Origin of the sequence: Streptomyces sp. NPDC050997, from assembly GCF_040660135.1 — a bacterium.
In the GTDB taxonomy this organism is placed as follows: Bacteria; Actinomycetota; Actinomycetes; order Streptomycetales; family Streptomycetaceae; genus Streptomyces.
Genome location: NZ_JBFAGK010000002.1, coordinates 6,568 through 24,971 on the forward strand (window position 1 = coordinate 6,568; position 18,404 = coordinate 24,971).

14 protein-coding genes and 4 tRNA genes are annotated in these 18,404 nt (G+C 69.3%); 9 read left to right on the forward strand and 9 right to left on the reverse strand.

Translation table 11 applies throughout. From position 1 onward, the window contains the following. The 3 genes from AB0H86_RS03040 to AB0H86_RS03050 all read right to left on the reverse strand — a co-directional run. A partial coding sequence (locus AB0H86_RS03040; protein ID WP_362432291.1) for a DEAD/DEAH box helicase occupies positions 1 to 1,618 on the reverse strand: 1,618 nt, incomplete at its 3' end. A gap of 250 nt (positions 1,619 to 1,868) precedes the next feature. Beyond that, on the reverse strand, positions 1,869 to 2,423 hold the full coding sequence (locus AB0H86_RS03045) for a hypothetical protein (protein ID WP_362432293.1): 555 nt from the start codon (positions 2,421 to 2,423) through the stop codon (positions 1,869 to 1,871). A 107-nt stretch (positions 2,424 to 2,530) separates the two neighbouring features. Further along, positions 2,531 to 2,881: a metallopeptidase family protein gene (locus tag AB0H86_RS03050; protein WP_362432295.1), complete on the reverse strand. Its 351-nt coding sequence runs from the start codon at positions 2,879 to 2,881 to the stop codon at positions 2,531 to 2,533. A 103-nt stretch (positions 2,882 to 2,984) separates the two neighbouring features. Here AB0H86_RS03050 and AB0H86_RS03055 point away from each other — a divergent pair, with 103 nt between their 5' ends. From AB0H86_RS03055 to AB0H86_RS03085, 7 genes are all read left to right on the forward strand, one after another. Further along, a complete protein-coding gene (locus AB0H86_RS03055; RefSeq protein ID WP_362432298.1) occupies positions 2,985 to 4,637 on the forward strand; it encodes a metallophosphoesterase in 1,653 nt (550 codons plus the stop codon). A gap of 80 nt (positions 4,638 to 4,717) precedes the next feature. After that, a tRNA-Glu gene (locus AB0H86_RS03060) sits at positions 4,718 to 4,790 on the forward strand. A gap of 37 nt (positions 4,791 to 4,827) precedes the next feature. Continuing rightward, a tRNA-Asp gene (locus AB0H86_RS03065) sits at positions 4,828 to 4,902 on the forward strand. A gap of 24 nt (positions 4,903 to 4,926) precedes the next feature. Next, positions 4,927 to 5,000, forward strand: a tRNA-Phe gene (locus tag AB0H86_RS03070). Positions 5,001 to 5,298: 298 nt separating this feature from the next. Then, on the forward strand, positions 5,299 to 9,276 hold the full coding sequence (gene hrpA, locus AB0H86_RS03075; protein ID WP_362432300.1) for an ATP-dependent RNA helicase HrpA: 3,978 nt from the start codon (positions 5,299 to 5,301) through the stop codon (positions 9,274 to 9,276). A gap of 94 nt (positions 9,277 to 9,370) precedes the next feature. Beyond that, positions 9,371 to 9,445, forward strand: a tRNA-Asp gene (locus tag AB0H86_RS03080). A gap of 506 nt (positions 9,446 to 9,951) precedes the next feature. Next, the gene (locus AB0H86_RS03085; protein WP_362432303.1) at positions 9,952 to 10,179 is read left to right on the forward strand and encodes a DUF6274 family protein; all 228 of its coding nucleotides are present in this window, start codon (positions 9,952 to 9,954) and stop codon (positions 10,177 to 10,179) included. Positions 10,180 to 10,640: 461 nt separating this feature from the next. On the opposite strand, the gene bldC is transcribed toward AB0H86_RS03085, so the two are convergent. Together bldC and AB0H86_RS03095 are read right to left on the reverse strand one after the other, a co-directional pair. Further along, positions 10,641 to 10,847 (reverse strand): developmental transcriptional regulator BldC, encoded by a 207-nt coding sequence (gene bldC, locus AB0H86_RS03090; RefSeq protein WP_003949541.1) that lies wholly within the window; start codon positions 10,845 to 10,847, stop codon positions 10,641 to 10,643. 558 nt (positions 10,848 to 11,405) lie between these two features. Beyond that, the gene (locus AB0H86_RS03095) at positions 11,406 to 12,248 is read right to left on the reverse strand and encodes a hypothetical protein (protein WP_362432305.1); all 843 of its coding nucleotides are present in this window, start codon (positions 12,246 to 12,248) and stop codon (positions 11,406 to 11,408) included. A 222-nt stretch (positions 12,249 to 12,470) separates the two neighbouring features. On the opposite strand from AB0H86_RS03095, the gene AB0H86_RS03100 reads away from it, so the two are divergent. Together AB0H86_RS03100 and AB0H86_RS03105 are read left to right on the forward strand one after the other, a co-directional pair. Next, positions 12,471 to 13,565, forward strand: coding sequence for a Glu/Leu/Phe/Val dehydrogenase dimerization domain-containing protein (locus AB0H86_RS03100; RefSeq protein WP_362432307.1), 1,095 nt, complete (start codon positions 12,471 to 12,473; stop codon positions 13,563 to 13,565). Between the two features lie 294 nt (positions 13,566 to 13,859). Further along, complete coding sequence (locus tag AB0H86_RS03105; protein ID WP_362432310.1) at positions 13,860 to 14,114, forward strand: DUF3073 domain-containing protein; 255 nt, start codon at positions 13,860 to 13,862, stop codon at positions 14,112 to 14,114. Positions 14,115 to 14,263: 149 nt separating this feature from the next. Here AB0H86_RS03105 and purM read toward each other — a convergent pair whose 3' ends face one another. The 4 genes from purM to AB0H86_RS03125 form a co-directional block, all read right to left on the reverse strand. Then, positions 14,264 to 15,346 carry a phosphoribosylformylglycinamidine cyclo-ligase gene (gene purM / locus AB0H86_RS03110; RefSeq protein ID WP_362432312.1) on the reverse strand — a complete coding sequence of 361 codons (1,083 nt, stop codon included), beginning with the start codon at positions 15,344 to 15,346 and terminating at the stop codon, positions 14,264 to 14,266. Positions 15,347 to 15,434: 88 nt separating this feature from the next. Then, positions 15,435 to 16,964 (reverse strand): amidophosphoribosyltransferase, encoded by a 1,530-nt coding sequence (gene purF, locus AB0H86_RS03115; protein ID WP_362432314.1) that lies wholly within the window; start codon positions 16,962 to 16,964, stop codon positions 15,435 to 15,437. A gap of 72 nt (positions 16,965 to 17,036) precedes the next feature. Then, entirely contained in the window at positions 17,037 to 17,519 is a 483-nt protein-coding gene (locus tag AB0H86_RS03120) for an META domain-containing protein (RefSeq protein WP_362433624.1), read from the reverse strand. A 60-nt stretch (positions 17,520 to 17,579) separates the two neighbouring features. Continuing rightward, entirely contained in the window at positions 17,580 to 18,383 is an 804-nt protein-coding gene (locus AB0H86_RS03125) for a sterol carrier family protein (RefSeq protein ID WP_362432316.1), read from the reverse strand. Positions 18,384 to 18,404 lie beyond the last annotated feature (21 nt).

Consider the following 18,404-nt stretch of genomic DNA (forward strand, 5'->3'; position numbering starts at 1 on the left):
CACCACCACGGTTGTCGTCACGGCGCTCGAACGAACGGCCACCACCACGGTTGTCACCACGGTCACCACGGTCGTCGCGGCGGAAGCCACCACGGTCGTTGTCGCGACGCTCGTAGGAGCGCTCCGCCTTGTCGACGTCCTGCGCCACCGGCTGCTCGGGCACGGACACCGCAGCGGCCGCGGCGACCGCCGCCTGCGCCTCGGCCACCGCGGCCTCCGGGTCATCGCCGCGCTCGCGGGCGGCGCGGGCGACCAGCCGGTCGGACTCCTCGCGCAGCTCGGTCGCGCGCCGCTGCGCCCGCTCCAACTGCTTGCTGAGATGGGCGACCTCACGCTCGGCCTGCTCCGCCGCGTTGCCCGCGGACTCGGCCTGCACCTCGGACATCGACCGGGCACCGGTGATCTCGGCGACCTCCGGCTCGAACGCCGTGCCGCCCTGGATGATGTGACGCCCGGCGTCGACCCCGGCGTCCTCCATGAGACGGAAGATCTGACGGCGCTGGTGCGGCAGGGAGAGGGACACGACCGTGCCCGTACGACCGGCACGGGCCGTACGGCCGGCCCGGTGCAGGTAGTCCTTGTGGTCGCCGGCCGGGTCCACGTTCAGGACCAGGTCGATGCCGTCGACGTGGATACCGCGAGCGGCGACGTCGGTCGCGACGAGCGCGTTGACGTAGCCCTTCTTGAAGTCCTCCAGCACGCGGGTACGCGCGCCCTGCGTCATACCGCCGTGCAGCGCGTCGGCCTTCACGCCCGAGTCGCACAGCTGCTCGGCGATACGGTCGGCGCCCAGCTGGGTGCGGACGAAGATGATCGTGCGGCCCTTGCGGGAGGCGATCGCGGCGGTGACCGGCGCCTTGTCCTTGGGCTTCACGATGAGGATGTGGTGCGACATGGTCGTGACGTTGCCCTGGGCGCTGTCGACCTCGTGCGTGACCGGGTCGATCAGGTAGCGCTTGACCAGCGTGGAGATCTCGTTCTCCATCGTGGCCGAGAAGAGCATGCGCTGGCCGCCCGCCGGGACCTGGTCGAGCAGCTCGGTGACCTCGGGCAGGAAGCCCAGGTCCGACATCTGGTCGGCCTCGTCGATGACGGCGATCTGCACGTTCTCCAGGGAGCACGCGCCGCGGTTGATGATGTCGCGCAGCCGGCCCGGGGTGGCGACGAGGACGTCGACGCCGCGCTCCAGGGCGTAGATCTGGTTGCCCATCGACGTACCGCCGCAGACGACCTTCATCTTCAGGCCGAGGACGTCGCCGTAGGGCTGCAGCGCGTCGGCGACCTGCATGGCGAGCTCACGGGTCGGCGTGAGGATGACGGCGCGCGGCTTGTGCTTCTCGGTGCGGCCGCCGGCCAGCGTGGTCAGGGCCGGCAGACCGAAGGAGAGGGTCTTGCCGGAGCCGGTGCGGCCACGGCCGAGGATGTCCTTGCCGGCCAGGGCGTCCGGGATGGTCGCGACCTGGATCGGGAAGGGGGTGGTCACGCCGTTCTGGGTGAGCTTGCGCACGACACCCTCGGGGAGGCCGAGGTCCGCGAAGGTGACCTCGGGAGCGTCCGCCGCGCCCTCAGTGCCTTCGTTCTCGGGCACAACGACGTGATCAGTACTGGAAATGGACATGCGTATGCGAAACCTTCCGGAGTCTCGTCGGCACGCGCCCGTCAACTCCGTGTTTCGCAATACGACCGCCTCTATGCGGTCAGCCACGGCAAGGGGAGAGAACGCGCCACACGGCGCGCTCTGCGTTGGCGCCGGGCAATGGGATCAAACGATCTACCACCATACGCACCCCTCTCCCCCCAAGGCAAACCGAGTCGGATAGACGTAGGTCACACAGGCCCGCACGCAGGTCAGACCCATGGCCAGAGGCTTACGCCGGTGACCCGGCCTCAGGTGCCGGTTCCCGCTGGGCCAGTTGCGGTTGCGGTCCCGGCGGCTCGTGCGCCGAGGACGACGGCTCGGGGGTCGGCGGCTCGGGGGTCGGCGAGGCCGGCGGCGGCGGAGTCGGGGTCGGCGGTGGTGGCGGTGGCGGCTCGACCGTCCGGGTGGGCATCGGTTCGGCGTCGGTCGGCGACGGCGCCCCCGGCTTCGGCGGCCTGTGCGGGCCGCCCTTCGCCGGGGCGGACGCGCCGGCCTCCGCCCGCGCCGAGGCCGAGGCCCCTGCCGACGCTCCCTTGCCCTTCTTGTGCTTGCCGTGCCCGTGCTTGCCGTCACCGGCCGCCGCGCCGACGCCCACGCCACCGCCCGACACCGCCGCCCCGCCGTCGGGCTCCTCACCACCCCGCTGCCCGGCCGAGTGCGACGGCTTCGCGCGCCCGCCGGCACCGCCGCCGCCGTCGTCGTCACCCACGCTCATGCAGCCGGCGGCAGCGGCGACGGCCATGACCGTGGCGGCCAGACGGACGGGTACGTACAAGGGGCGCACGGGCAGCCACCTCCGGTGGAGGGTGAAGGAGTCAACCCGTCCAACTCCCGCCGCCCACAAGAGGACACGCGCCCCGCAGCGAACAGCCCCGGTCCGTACGGCTCACCTCACCCGTACCCGAGGGCGTGCAGCCGGGCGTCGTCGATCCCGAAGTGGTGCGCGATCTCATGGACCACGGTCACCTCCGTCTCCGCGACGGCCTCCTCCCGCGACGCGCACATCCTGAGCGTCGGCCCCCGGTAGATCGTGATCCGGTCCGGCAGCACGCCGGCGTACCACTCGCCCCGGTCGGTCAGGGGAGTCCCCTCGTACAGCCCGAGCAGCTCGGGATCGTCCGCCGGCGGCTCGTCCTCGACGAACACCGCGACGTTGTCCATCAGCCGCGTCAACTCCGGCGGAATCCGGTCCAGCGCCTCGGCGACCAGTTCCTCGAACTCCTCGCGCGTCATCTCCAGCACAGGCCCATTGTCCGGTACGGAACGCCCGTACGAGAGTCACGAGCGCCCCCGCGCTCCCCGTACCCCCCGCATATCAGTGGGCGGGCTTGGGCATACGGGACCAATGGCCCGCGTCCCCGTAGCCGTCCGGAAGATCGTGAACCCCATCCGCAGGACCTCCCGTACCGTCGCCCGCCGCTACCGCACGCGCCGCCCCGACCCGATCGTCGAGCTCGTCCCCCAGCCGCACCCCTGGGTCCGCGCCCTCGGGCTCGTCGCCGTCGTCGTGCTCGGCGCCTGGCTGGGCCTGCTGATCGTCGGCAACGTACGGGCCCCGGTCGGCCCGATGAACACCACGATGACCCTGCGTCCGTCGTTCACCGGCGGCACGAAGATCAACGTCTCGCCGCTCGGCGCGCTGCAGTTGAACAGCCATCACGCCCCCGTCCGTCTGGACGTGAACGTCGACCAGCTCGACCCGGTCCGTTCCCAGGCCCTGGTCGACCACCCCGAGCGTCTCTCCGGACTCCAGGACGAGGTCACCGCGGATGTCGCCCACGGCACCCTCGACCTCGCCGTACGCTCCTGCGTCGCCGTCGTCTCCGGCGCCACCGCCCTCGGTCTCGCGGTCTACCGCCGCCCCCGCCGCGCCCTCGCCGCGGGCGGCCTGGCGTTCACCCTCCTCGCCGCCTCGGGCGGAACGGCGTACGCGACCTGGAACCCGGAGTCGGTCCTCGAACCGAAGTTCTCGGGCCTGCTGTCCTCCGCACCGTCCCTGGTCGGCAACGCCCGCAGCATCGTCACCGAATTCGACGTGTACCAGAAGGAGTTGGCCCGCCTGGTCACGAACGTGACGAAGCTGTACGACGCCACCTCGACGCTCCCCGCGTACGCGCCCGACCCGTCCACCATCCGCGTGCTGCACGTCTCCGACATCCACCTGAACCCGGCGAGCTGGAAGATCATCGCCTCGCTGGTGGAGCAGTACAAGGTCGATGTGATCGTCGACTCCGGCGACACCATGGATCACGGCACGGCGGCCGAGAACGGCTTCCTGGACCCGATCGAGGACCTGGGCGCCCCGTACGTCTGGGTCCGCGGAAACCACGACTCCACGCTCACCCAGCGCTATCTGTCCCGGATGAAGAACGTGCACGTCCTGGACGACGGCCGGGCGCAGACCGTCGCCGGCCTGCGCTTCGCCGGCATCGGCGACCCGCAGTACACGCCCGACCGCTCGACGCGGCCCGGCGCCGAGGCGTCCCAGGAACTGGCCGGCGCCCGCCTGGCCTCCGCCCTGCGCGACCAGCTCACGGCCGGCACCCCCGCCGACATCGCCGTCGCCCACGAACCGGCGACGGTCCGCGAGGCCGACGGCGAGGTTCCGCTGGCCCTGTCCGGCCACCTCCACCACGAGGAGATGGAGGTCATGAAGTACGGCACCCGCCTGCGGATCGAGGGCTCCACCGGCGGCAGCGGTCTGCGCGCGGTGGAAGGCAAGTACCCCGACCCCATCGAGGCCTCGATCCTCTACATGGACCGCGACACCCGCCGCCTCCAGGCCTGGGACGAGATCGAGCTGGGCGGCCTCGGCCTGACGACAGCCGAGGTCAGTCGCCACCTCGTAAAGGAGAACCAACCCGGCGCCACCCCGTCCCCCGGCTCGTCCTCCCCCACCCCTTCCTCCCTCAGCCCCTCCTCCTCCCCCACCCCTTCCTCCCTCAGCCCCTCCTCCTCCCCCTCCTCCCCCTCCGCCCCCTCCACGGAGGCCCCCTAAACCGTTTTGGCGATCCCTCCCGCCATCGCCTATGCTTCACACGTCCCCGACGCGCTGCGAAGCGCCCAGGCGGGCCGATAGCCCTCATCGTCTAGCGGCCTAGGACGCCGCCCTTTCAAGGCGGTAGCACGGGTTCGAATCCCGTTGGGGGCACGCAATACCGTGTGCGACACTGTCGTACGCACAGCAAGGTCCTGTGGAGCAGCTTGGAGTGCTCGCCACCCTGTCAAGGTGGAGGCCGCGGGTTCAAATCCCGTCAGGACCGCTGAGGCTTCTCCGGAAGCCTCGTGGCTGGGTAGCTCAGTTGGTACGAGCGATCGCCTGAAAAGCGATAGGTCGCCGGTTCGACCCCGGCCCCAGCCACAACCCAAGGGCCCCGTCCAAACGGACGGGGCCCTTGTCATGCGTTCCCAGAGGCCGCACAGCCGCCCACGGCGGCAAGGGGACGGGACGGGGGTGTCCGCCCGCAGCGTCTGGCGCGTCAACACCGCCCACTAGATGAGAAACCGATTCCGCGCCAGACCGAGGACGGACACCCCCATCCCGTCCCCGCCCCCCCACCGGCCGCCGCAGGCGCGACAGCCCGCCGAGAACGCTGCCGCACCGCCGCAGACAAAAGCGTTCGCCACAGATTTCCCGGGGATGAGATCCTGGACCGCGTATGTCTACGCACCCCGCCCCCGGCGCTCCCGCTCCGGGCACCCCCGACCTCGCCGCTCTCGCCCCCCGCCTGACCGAGCTGTCCCTGCGCGACGCGCACCGGCTCGGCCGCAGGCTCGAAGGCGCGCGCAGGATCCGCAAGCCGGAGGCCCGCGCCGCCGTAATCGCCGAGATCGAGGCGGAGGTCGCACAGGCCGAGGAGCGGATGCGTAAGCGCCGCGGCCGGGTGCCCGACGTCAGCTACCCCCAGCAGCTGCCCGTCAGCCAGAAGAAGGACGAGATCGCGGCCGCCATCCGTGATCACCAGGTCGTCATCGTCGCCGGTGAGACCGGGTCCGGCAAGACGACCCAGATCCCGAAGATCTGTCTGGAGCTGGGTCGCGGAGTGCGCGGCATGGTCGGGCACACCCAACCCCGCCGTATCGCCGCCCGCACCGTCGCGGAGCGGGTCGCGGAGGAGCTCGACACGCCACTCGGCGAGGCCGTCGGCTGGAAGGTGCGGTTCACCGACCAGGTGAACCCGGAAGCCACCTTCGTCAAACTGATGACGGACGGCATCCTGCTCGCCGAGATCCAGACCGACCGCGAGCTGCGCGCCTACGACACGATCATCATCGACGAGGCCCACGAGCGGTCCCTGAACATCGACTTCCTGCTGGGCTACCTCGCCCGACTGCTGCCGAAGCGCCCCGATCTGAAGGTCGTGATCACCTCCGCGACCATCGACCCGGAGCGCTTCTCCCGGCACTTCGGGGATGCCCCGATCGTCGAGGTCAGCGGGCGCACGTATCCCGTGGAGGTCCGCTATCGCCCGCTCCTGGAGGAGGACGGCGAGGACTCCGACCGGGATCAGATCACCGCGATCACCGAAGCCGTCGAAGAGCTCATGGGCGAGGGCAAGGGCGACATCCTCGTCTTCCTCTCCGGGGAGCGGGAGATCCGGGACACCGCGGACGCGCTCGACAAAAAGAAATTCCGGTTCACCGAAGTCCTGCCCCTGTACGCCCGACTCTCGCACGCCGAGCAGCACCGCGTCTTCCAACAGCACACCGGACGCAGGATCGTGCTGGCGACCAACGTCGCGGAAACGTCACTGACCGTCCCCGGGATCAAGTACGTCATCGACCCCGGCTTCGCCCGTATCTCCCGCTACAGCCACCGCACCAAGGTCCAGCGCCTCCCCATCGAGCCGATCTCGCAGGCCAGCGCCAACCAGCGCAAGGGCCGCTGCGGCCGCACCAGCGACGGCATCTGCATCCGCCTCTACGGCGAGGACGACTTCGAGGCCCGGCCCGAGTTCACGGACGCGGAGATCCTCCGTACGAACCTCGCCTCCGTCATCCTGCAGATGACCGCCGCAGGTCTCGGCGACATCGAGAAGTTCCCGTTCATCGATCCGCCGGACCACCGCAACATCCGTGACGGCGTCCAACTCCTCCAGGAGCTCGGCGCGTTGGACCCGGCGGAGAAGGACGTACGCAAGCGGCTCACCCAGACCGGCCGCAAGCTCGCGCAGCTGCCCGTGGACCCGCGGCTGGCCCGGATGGTCCTGGAGGCCGACAAGAACGGCTGTGTCCGGGAGGTCATGGTCATAGCGGCCGCGCTGTCCATCCAGGACCCGCGCGAGCGCCCCGCCGACAAGCAGACCCAGGCCGACCAGCAGCACGCCCGCTTCCGGGACGAGACGAGCGACTTCCTCGCCTACCTCAACCTGTGGCGGTACGTGCGGGAGCAGCAGAAGGAGCGGGGCTCCTCCTCCTTCCGGCGCATGTGCAAGCAGGAGTACCTGAACTTCCTGCGCATCCGCGAATGGCAGGACATCTACTCGCAGCTGCGTACGGTCGCCAAGCAGATGGGCATCCATCTGAACGAAGAGGACGCGGCCGACCAGAGCGTCCACGTCTCCCTCCTCGCCGGCCTGCTCTCCCACATCGGCATGAAGGACGTGAAGGAGGGCGCGAAGAACGACTATCTGGGCGCCCGCAACGCCAAGTTCGCGATCTTCCCCGGCTCGGCCCTCTTCAAGAAGCCCCCGCGTTTCGTGATGTCCGCCGAACTGGTGGAGACGTCCCGCCTCTGGGCCCGGGTCAACGCGAAGATCGAGCCGGAGTGGGTCGAGCCGCTCGCCGAGCACCTGCTGAAGCGCACGTACAGCGAGCCGCACTGGGAGAAGGACCAGGCGGCGGTGATGGCGTACGAGAAGGTCACGCTGTACGGCATCCCGATCATCGCCCAGCGCAAGGTCAACTACGGCCGGATCGATCCGGAGACCTCCCGCGAGCTCTTCATCCGCAACGCCCTGGTCGAGGGTGACTGGCGTACGCACCACAAGTTCTTCGCCGACAACCGCAGACTCCTCAGCGAGGTCGAGGAGCTGGAGCACCGGGCCCGGCGCCGGGACATCGTGGTCGACGACGACACGCTCTTCGACTTCTACGACCAGAAGGTGCCCGAACACGTCGTCTCCGGAGCCCACTTCGACTCCTGGTGGAAGCACAGGCGGCACGAGCAGCCCGACTTCCTCGACTTCGAGCGGGAGATGCTCATCCGGGAGTCGGCGGAGGCGGTCACCAAGGCCGACTATCCGGACTCGTGGCGGCAGGGCGCGCTGAAGTTCCGGGTGACGTACCAGTTCGAGCCGGGGGCGGACGCGGACGGCGTGACCGTCCACGTCCCGCTCCACGTCCTCAACCAGGTCACTGACGAGGGCTTCGACTGGCAGATCCCGGGCCTGAGGGAAGACGTCGTCACCGAGCTGATCCGCTCCCTGCCGAAGCCGATCCGTCGCCACTACGTGCCGGCGCCGAACTTCGCGAAGCGGTTCCTGGACACGGCGGTTCCCCTCCAGGAGCCCCTCACCACGACCATGGCGCGTGAGCTCAAGCGCATGGTCGGCGTCCCGTTCACCGCGGACGACTTCGACTGGTCGAGGGTCCCCGACCATCTCCGCGTCACCTTCCGGATCGTCGACGAGCGTCGCCGCAATCTGGCCGAGGACAAGGACCTGGAGGCGCTGAAACTCCGTCTGCGGCCGAAGGCGAGGCAGGCCCTGTCCCAGGCGGCGGCCGCCACCGCCGAGCGGCAGGGCAGCGAGTCCCTGGAGCGCAGGGGCCTCACCGACTGGACGATCGGCTCCCTCACCCGCGTCTTCGAGACCCGCCGCGCCGGCCAGCCGGTGAAGGCGTACCCGGCGCTGGTCGACGACGGACCGACGGCGAACACCGTCTCCGTACGGCTCTTCGACACCGAGGCCGAGCAGGCGGAGGCGATGTGGAAGGGCACGCGCCGGCTGATCCTGCGCAACATCCCGGTCAACCCGGCGAAGTTCGCGTCCGAGAAGCTGACGAACCCGCAGAAGCTCGCCCTGTCCGCGAATCCGCACGGGTCGATCCAGGCGCTCTTCGACGACTGCGCGATGGCGGCGGCCGACAAGCTGATCGGCGACCTGGGCGGCCCGGTCTGGGACGAGGAGTCGTACCGGAAGCTCTACGACAAGGTACGCGCGGAGATCGTCGACACGACGGTCCGTACGGTGGATCAGGTACAGCAGGTGCTGGCCGCCTGGCAGGCCTGTGAGCGCCGCCTGAAGGGCGTACGGAGCGCTGTGCTGCTGGCCAACCTGGCAGACGTACGGGGGCAACTGGACGCCCTCGTGAAGCCGGGCTTCGTGACGGAGGCGGGGCTGAGGCGGCTGCCCGACCTGATGCGCTATCTCGTCGCCGCGGACCGGCGGCTGCAGCAGATGCCGACGAGCGTCCAGCGGGACACCACGCGCATGGAGAAGGTCCACGAGATGCGGGACGAGTACGCGTGGCTGCTGGAACAGATGCCGCAGGGCCGCCCGATCCCGTCCTCGGTGCGGGACATCCGGTGGATGATCGAGGAGCTGCGGGTCAGCTATTTCGCGCACGCGCTGGGGACGGCGTACCCGATCTCCGACAAGCGGATCGTGAAGGCGATCGACGCGGCCGTACCGTAACGGCGCCTCCACACTGGGTGAGTTCGACCAGGAGGGGGCGCCTCCTGTAGAGTCTCTTCTCGCAGCGCAACGCACGAATAGCGCCGCGAAACCTGGTCCTGTGGAGCAGTTTGGAGTGCTCGCCACCCTGTCAAGGTGGAGGCCGCGGGTTCAAATCCCGTCAGGACCGCAGTAAGAAGAAGGGCCCGCACCCGTCAGGGGAAGCGGGCCCTTCTTCATGCCCGCCACCACTCAAGAGCACCCGCCACCCTGTCAAGGTGGAGGCCGCGCCCGCGGCGCAGCCGCAATCGGGTACAGCAAATCCCGTCAGGACCGCAGCAGCATGAAGGGCCCGCACCCGTCAGGGGAAGCGGGCCCTTCTTCATGCCCGCCACCACTCAAGAGCACCCGCCACCCTGTCAAGGTGGAGGCCGCGCCCGCGGCGCAGCCGCAATCGGGTACAGCAAATCCCGTCAGGACCGCAGCAGCATGAAGGGCCCGCACCCGTCAGGGGAAGCGGGCCCTTCTTCATGCCCGCCACCACTCACGACAGCCCGGCCTTCGGACCCGGGCTCTCTTGTGTTCAGCCCCGTCCAAAAGCCCCTCCGGGAGGCACACGCCGTCTTGACGGCGTCCCGTTCCCCCGGTACCCAGAAGTCAGGGCCTGCCTCGTGTGCGGCCTCCAGGAGGTGGCGTATGGCGGCATCGGCCAGGCACGAGACGCGGGCATTACTCCGTGCGCACCTGGCGGCCGCCTCCTCCTATCGCCATCTGACGCGCCACTGCCCGATCTGCCACCGCCTGTTGCGGCTGGCGATGGACTCCGCCCCACCGAACGCCCCGTCGGCCGCCCCGCCGGCCGCCCAGGAGCCGGCCCAGGGCGTGGACGTGAGCGTCGAGGACGAGAGCCCCGCCCCCGCGTGACCATCGGCGATTCCCAACAGCCCACCGCACCAGGAGTGCTGGAGCACGCGCCCCCCTCTAACGCACGCAAGCCAGAGGCAACAAGGACCCTGGCATGTGACGGGTGTCACCGCATGAGTTTTTAAAACCGCGGTACTTACGCCTCACCTACAACTAGTCAATTTTATATGTGCAATTGCACCACCTCCAGAAGGCCCCCACAGCAGACCGGACAGCCCTCCCCAGACTCCGACAAGGGTGCTCACAGATCCGCCCCACCGGCCACGTTCCGCACACAAAAAAGATCGCGCTGGACTCGGCGGAGTCCAGCGCGATCTACGACGCACCCTGTGTTGTGCTCGGAAAGCCCCTGGAGGCTTGGGCGTGAGCCCTGTTGGGGCAGGACCCGCGTCGCTTGGAGCTGTGGTGCCGGGCGCTACGACAAGTGGGGGACCTGCCGGTTTGCCCGGTTATTCAGTTGTTCAGGCCTCGCTGCGCTGCTGCGGGATGCCCGCGAGCAGAGCGCGGACCTCAGCCTCGCGGTAACGGCGGTGCCCGCCGAGCGTACGGATGGACGTGAGCTTGCCGGCCTTCGCCCACCGCGTGACCGTCTTCGGGTCGACGCGGAACATCGTGGCGACCTCAGCCGGGGTCAGCAGCGGCTCGGCATCAGGGGTGCGAGCGGTCATGAGCGGCCTCCTCGGGAGAACCGAACCTTCTCGGTTCATTCCTCTAAATTCTGCACCTTGACCCGCGTTGCCCGAAATGGCGGACGCGAGTCGAGTCGGTTATAGGACGAACGGCTTGTCCTCGGCACTACAACTACACCATCCGTCCAGCCGCGTAGGCCAAACCGATGGAATTGCCCCTCCAGGTGTTCATCAGCCACGGAAGCCGATGGACCATGCCATAGCGGACAGTCACACCCTTGTGACGATCAGTCACAGTGGCGATCAGGAGTCACCAGACCCCCCAAAGCGAGCAATGCATGAGATTCCGCCCACATCGCAACACAACGGGGCGGAAGGAGTCCTCCCCGGACTCCTTGTCCTATTTTGGCATGAGGAGGGGCAAGGGGCGCAAGGGCCGCGTAAGTGCGTTCCGTCACGCTTGACACACTTGAGGGGCGAACGCCCGGATCGGGACCTACGTCCCTTGTTGACGAAACCTCAGGACACACGTCAGTGCGAGGACGAAACCCCAAAACGGGCCCCAGGTCAAACGTCAGTTCGTTACCGGCGGCGCGTTCAGTTGGCCGAGCGCCGGTTCAGCACCGACCGCCACCGCTCCACGAGCCGGGCGTAGGCCTCCCCCGCCGCGTCCCCGTCACCGAGCCGCAGCGCCTCGATCCCCTCGGCCACGTCGGCCGCCGAGTGATCGTCCTCCAGCTCGCCGGCCGGCAGCACGTGCACCAGACCGCCGTAGTCCAGCTCCACCAGCGAGCGCGGGTGGAACTCCTCCAGCCAGCGCCCCACGTCGATCAGGCCGTCGATCAGCACGCTCTCGTCGATGGCGTCCTTGAGCGCCCTCAGGGCCCGCGCCACCCGCCGCCGGGCCTGCACCATGGGCGTGCGGTAGCGCAGCATCGCCGGGATCTCGCCGGAGCCCTTGTCGAACCGCCGCTCCTCGTCGGACACCAGCACGAACCAGTTCAGCGGCACCTGCCAGGTCGCCGTACGGATCCAGGGCCGCGCGTCCGGGTTGCGGGCCAGCCATCGCTCGTAGTCCTGGGCCGCCTGACGCCGTACGACGGGGGGCAGCACCGAGTCCAGGACGGGCGGCGGAAGCTCCTCGGGCAGCTCGTCCAGGGCCTGCCAGCCGCGGAGCCGGGTGCGCCACGGGCAGACGCACACCACCCCGTCCACATCGAGCACGAAAGCGTCGCTGCTCTCGTGGACCGGCACCGGGACCGGCGGGGTGGGCAGCAGGTCGGCCAGGGAGCGGCGCAGCTCGTCCTGGTACGAGGGGCGGTCGGCACGCCGGGCATAGCGGGCCCAGTAGCCGCGCTCCGGCTCCGGGAAGGCGGCCAGCGGTTCGTACACGCGCAGATAGGTCGTGTACGGGACGATCACGGAGGACACCTTGGGCACGCCTGCTCCCTCCCCCGCCGACTGCCAGGAAAACCTGCGAAACCCACACCCGACGAGCGGGATACCCATGCAAATCCTCGCACGGGCGTACGCCGCGAGGACGTGATCCCCGGCGCTGCACGGATGACGGGGCATGCAGGCTCTAATCTCATGCTCACAGCCCCCGCCACCCACACGGGAGCCGGTCTCCACCCGCCGCAACTTACTTCAGGAGTCACCACCGTGACCGACGTAACCGGCGCACCTGCTGATGTACTGCACACCCTGTTCCACTCGGAACAGGGCGGTCATGAGCAAGTCGTGCTCTGCCAGGACCGGGCCACCGGCCTCAAGGCCGTCATCGCCCTCCACTCCACCGCCCTGGGCCCCGCGCTCGGCGGTACCCGCTTCTACCCGTACACGAGCGAGGCGGAGGCCGTCGCCGACGCGCTGAACCTCGCCCGCGGGATGTCGTACAAGAACGCCATGGCCGGTCTGGACCACGGCGGCGGCAAGGCCGTGATCATCGGCGATCCCGATGTGATCAAGACCGAAGGGCTGCTGCTCGCGTACGGCCGTTTCGTGGCCTCGCTCGGCGGGCGGTACGTGACCGCCTGCGACGTCGGCACCTACGTCGCCGACATGGACGTCGTGGCCCGCGAGTGCCGCTGGACGACGGGGCGCTCGCCGGAGAACGGCGGGGCGGGCGACTCCTCCGTCCTCACCGCGTTCGGCGTGTACCAGGGCATGCGGGCCTCCGCGCAGCACCTGTGGGGCGACCCGTCGCTGCGCGACCGCACGGTCGGCATCGCCGGCGTGGGCAAGGTCGGGCACCACCTGGTGGAGCACCTTCTGGAGGAGGGCGCCCGGGTCGTGATCACCGACGTGCGGCAGGAAGCCGTGCGGCGGATCGCCGACAAACACCCGGCCGTGGGCGTGGTCGCCGACACCGAGGCGCTGATCCGGGTCGAGGGCCTCGACATCTACGCTCCCTGCGCGCTCGGCGGGGCCCTGAACGACGACTCCGTGCCGGTGCTCACCGCGACGATCGTCTGCGGTGCCGCGAACAACCAGCTGGCCCACCCGGGCGTCGAGAAGGACCTCGCCGACCGCGGGATCCTCTACTCGCCGGACTACGTGGTGAACGCCGGCGGTGTCATCCAGGTCGCCGACGAGCTGCACGGGTTCGACTTCGAGCGGTGCAGGACGAAGGCCGCCCGGATCTACGACACCACGCTCGCCATCTTCGCACGTGCGAAGACGGATGGGATTCCGCCGGCCGCCGCGGCCGACCGGATCGCCGAGCAGCGGATGGCGGAGGCGCGCGGGAGGCGCTGAGAGGCCCCTCCCGGGTTTGATCGGTACCCGTCGGCGCACACTTAGAGAGAACTCTCACGTCCGTCGGCGGGTCGCCTGCCGAGAAGTGGTTAAAATCGCGGTTGACCAGCGGGTACGGGGCACCCCGAGGGTCCTGGATGCGGGCACGTCCTGCGGGCGACGTACCGTATGGGCGCGGGCTCAGGTACCGTGGAAGCCCTACGGACCGGTCTCTCCACGGAGAGCCCGTTCCAGATCATGAACGCGTGTCAAGACTCTGGGGCCGTCGAGCCCCGTCACCGAGGGGGTCGAGCCATGGGGCGCGGCCGGGCCAAGGCCAAGCAGACGAAGGTCGCCCGCCAGCTGAAGTACAACAGCGGCGGGACTGACCTGTCGCGTCTGGCCAGCGAGCTGGGCGCTTCGACTTCGAGTCAGCCTCCGAACGGCGAGCCGTTCGAGGACGACGAAGACGAAGACGACCCGTACGCCCAGTACGCGGATCTGTACAACGATGACGATGAGGACGAGGACGACGAGTCCGGTCCCGCGTCACAACGCCGCGGCGCTTGACGATTCAGCTCTGCTTGACCCGGTCCAGCGGTTTTCGCCGCCGGACCGGGTTTTGCTCTGCCCTCGTCAGGCCAGGCCGCAAGGCCAGGCGTCGTAGAGATCGCGCGGAGTCGCTCACTGAAGCGGCGCTGACTGAAGCGGAGACGCTCTTAGATTGAATACGTGCCGACCAGTTCCGCACCCGTGGTGTGATCGCCGCGGTCCGTGACCTCGCCGGCCACCCATGCGTCGACCCCGCGGTCGGCCAGGGTGGCCAGGGCCACGTCCGCCGACTCCTCGGGCACGATCGCGATCATGCCGACGCCCATGTTCAGGGTCTTCTCCAGCTCCAGGCGCTCGACCTGACCGGTCCTGCCGACGAGGTCGAACACCGGCGCCGGGGTCCAGGTGGAGCGGTCGACGATCGCGTGCAGCGTGTCGGGGATCACACGGGCCAGGTTGGCGGCGAGCCCGCCGCCCGTGACGTGGCTGAAGGCGTGCACGTCCGTGGTCCGGGTGAGGGCCAGGCAGTCCAGCGAGTAGATCTTGGTGGGCTCCAGGAGCTCCTCGCCCAGCGTGCGGCCGAACTCCTCGACCCGCGCGTCCAGCGCGAGACCGGCCTGCTCCAGCAGCACATGCCGGACGAGCGAGTACCCGTTCGAGTGAAGACCGGAGGCGGCCATGGCGATGACCGCGTCGCCCGTACGGATGCGATCCGGGCCCAGCAGGCGGTCGGCCTCCACCACGCCCGTACCGGCGCCGGCGACATCGAAATCGTCCGGGCCCAGCAGGCCGGGGTGCTCGGCCGTCTCGCCTCCCACCAGGGCGCAGCCGGCCAGTACACAGCCCTCGGCGATGCCCTTGACGATGGCGGCGACCCGCTCGGGGTGGACCTTGCCGACGCAGATGTAGTCGGTCATGAACAGCGGCTCGGCACCGCACACCACGATGTCGTCCATGACCATCGCGACCAGGTCGTGGCCGATGGTGTCGTAGACGCCCAGTTGGCGCGCGATGTCGACCTTGGTGCCGACGCCGTCGGTCGCGGAGGCGAGCAGCGGGCGCTCGTAGCCCTTGAGGGCGGAGGCGTCGAAGAGACCGGCGAAACCGCCGAGGCCGCCGAGGACCTCGGGGCGCTGCGTCTTCTTCACCCACTCCTTCATCAACTCGACGGCGCGGTCGCCCGCTTCGATGTCGACACCTGCTGTTTTGTAGGACGCTGCTGCGTAGCTGGCACCAGTTGTCTCAGACATGACGGTGAGAACTTTCGTGTCGTATTGCAGTCGTCGTCGCAGTCGTACGGCGGTCGTACTGCGGTCGTCTGCTGGTGATACGGGCTGTCTACGGACGACGGATCGCGTCGGCCGCGGCCGTGGCGGCGGGCCCGGCGGCCAGCTCGGTCTCCAGGAGCTGCTTGCCGAGCAGCTCGGGGTCCGGGAGATCCATCGGGTACTCGCCGTCGAAGCAGGCGCGGCACAGGTTCGGCTTGGCGATGGTGGTCGCCTCGATCATGCCGTCGATGGAGATGTACGCCAGGGAGTCGGCGCCCAGGGAGGTGCCGATCTCGTCGATGGTCATGCCGTTGCCGATGAGCTCGGCGCGGGTGGCGAAATCTATGCCGAAGAAGCAGGGCCACTTCACGGGCGGCGAGGAGATCCGGATGTGGACCTCCGCCGCGCCCGCCTCGCGGAGCATGCGGACCAGGGCGCGCTGGGTGTTGCCGCGCACGATCGAGTCGTCGACGACGACCAGCCGCCTGCCCTTGATGACTTCCTTCAGCGGATTGAGCTTCAGCCGGATACCCAGCTGGCGAATGGTCTGTGAAGGCTGGATGAAGGTCCGGCCCACGTACGCGTTCTTGACCAGCCCGGCGCCGAAGGGGATGCCCGAGGCTTCCGCGTAGCCGATGGCGGCGGGGGTGCCGGACTCCGGAGTCGCTATGACCAGGTCGGCGTCGGCCGGGGCTTCCTTGGCGAGCTTGCGGCCCATCTCCACGCGGGACAGGTACACGTTCCGCCCGGCGATGTCGGTGTCGGGGCGGGCCAGGTACACATACTCGAAGACACAGCCCTTGGGCTTCGCATCCGCGAATCGGGAGGTGCGCAGGCCGTTCTCGTCGATGGCGATGAACTCGCCCGGCTCGATCTCGCGGACGTAGGCGGCGCCGCAGATGTCGAGCGCGGCGGACTCGGAGGCGACCACCCAGCCACGCTCCAGTCGACCGAGGACCAGCGGACGGATGCCCTGCGGGTCACGGGCCGCGTAGAGGGTGTGCTCGTCCATGAAGACGAGGCTGAAGGCGCCCCTGACCTGGGGGAGGACCCTCGCGGAGGCCTCCTCGATGGTCAGCGGCTTGCCGTCGTCGTCGACCTGGGCCGCGAGGAGCGCGGTGAGCAGGTCGGTGTCGTTGGTGGCCGCGACACGGGTCGAGCGACCGTTGGTGTCCTTCGGGAGGTCGGCGACCATCTCGGCGAGCTGCGCCGTGTTGACCAGGTTGCCGTTGTGGCCGAGCGCGATGGAACCGTGCGCGGTGGCCCGGAACGTCGGCTGAGCGTTCTCCCACACGGAGGCACCGGTGGTCGAGTAGCGGGCGTGACCGACCGCGATATGACCCAGGAGCGAACCGAGCGAGGTCTCGTCGAAGACCTGGGACACCAGGCCCATGTCCTTGAAGACGAGGATCTGGGAACCGTTGCTGACCGCGATTCCCGCGGATTCCTGACCTCGATGCTGCAGGGCGTAGAGCCCGAAGTAAGTGAGCTTGGCGACCTCTTCACCCGGAGCCCAGACACCGAAGACGCCGCAGGCGTCCTGGGGGCCCTTCTCACCGGGGAGCAGATCATGACTGAGTCGACCGTCACCACGTGGCACGCCACCGAGTGTAGGCGAGATCGACCACTGGTCCGAATTGGGGAATGCTCCAGAATCGTCGGCCACTTGGGATCACTCGGCGGCGACCGCCCGCACACTTGTGCCGTTTGCGCTGGTCAGCGTGAGAGTTTCCTGGTCGACCCGGTAACTGACCTGCCCGTCGAAGAGGCTCAGCAGGGCCCGTTCCGTCTTCATGAGTGAGGCGTCGCACATCATTCGGGTGGTGGCCGGGGCGCCCAGGGTGATATGTCCGTCGCGGACGGTGGCCTTCGCGTTGACGTGGTTGCAGCCGAGCCGGCCGCCGAGCTTGCCGGTCTTCTTGTCGATGACGAGGTGGGCGTCCCCCTCGGCCTTGAGCGTCTTGCCGTCGGTGGTGACGCTGTCGATGTTCCAGCGCACGTCGGTGACGGGCTGTTCGGCACCGACCGCGCCGCTGCCGGTCTGTTCGCCGCCGCTGCCCGCCTTCTCGTTGCCGCAGGCCGCCGCGAGGGGGAGAAGGGCCACGGCGGCCGTCGTGATCAGGGGCTTGATCAGTCGCTGCTTCTGCCGGTACATGTCGCTTCGACGGGACATACGGGGTGATCGGTTCCACTCCGGCCCCCTCCGGTTCCGGACTCAGCCCAGCAACGGCAGCAATCCGCCGAGGTCGGCCCGCTCTCCGCTCGCGCTGACCTTCGCCTCCCCGACCGCGTCCTTCCAGGTCGACCGCCCGCAGGCGAGCCGGATCCAGGTCAGCGGGTCGGTCTCGACGACGTTGGGCGGGGTGCCGCGGGTGTGCCTGGGACCTTCGACGCACTGCACCACGGCATACGGCGGGATCCGCACCTCGGTGGAGCCGCCGGGCGCCTTCGCGGCGAGCGTGTCTGCGAGGAGGCGGGTGCAGGCGGCGAGGGCCTGGCGGTCGTACGGGAGGTCGAGGCCGGGCACGGCGGCGTTCAGGTCGTCGGTGTGGACGACGAGCTCGACGGTGCGGGTGACGAGGTAGTCGTCGAGCGACAGGGCGCCGGCGCTGGTGGCGAGCAGGCGGGTGCCGGGATTCTCGTCGAGGCGGGCGGTGAAGCGGTGCTCCACGTCGGCGAGGTGGGCGTCGAGGTCGGGATTGCGCTCGGCGAGGTCGTGGGCGTGGGCTGCGATGTCCGCGGCGTCGGCGCGGATCGCGTGCGGCCAGCCGAGCAGGGCGCCGGCCCGCCGCTCCGACTCCGGCTCGGGCTCGCCGAGCAGCCGGTCGACTGCGCCGAGGACCATCCCGATGTGCGCGACCAGGTCCCGTACGGTCCAGTCGCCGAGCCGGGTGGGCAGGGCGAGTTGCTCGGGGGTGAGGGTGCGTACGGCCTGTCGTACGGTCCCGAACTGGGTGAGCACCGCCGTGCGGATCCTGCCGGGGTCGTAGGTACGCGCACGCTTCTTGGCCGGGGGCATGGGGGCAGCCTAGGCGGATCG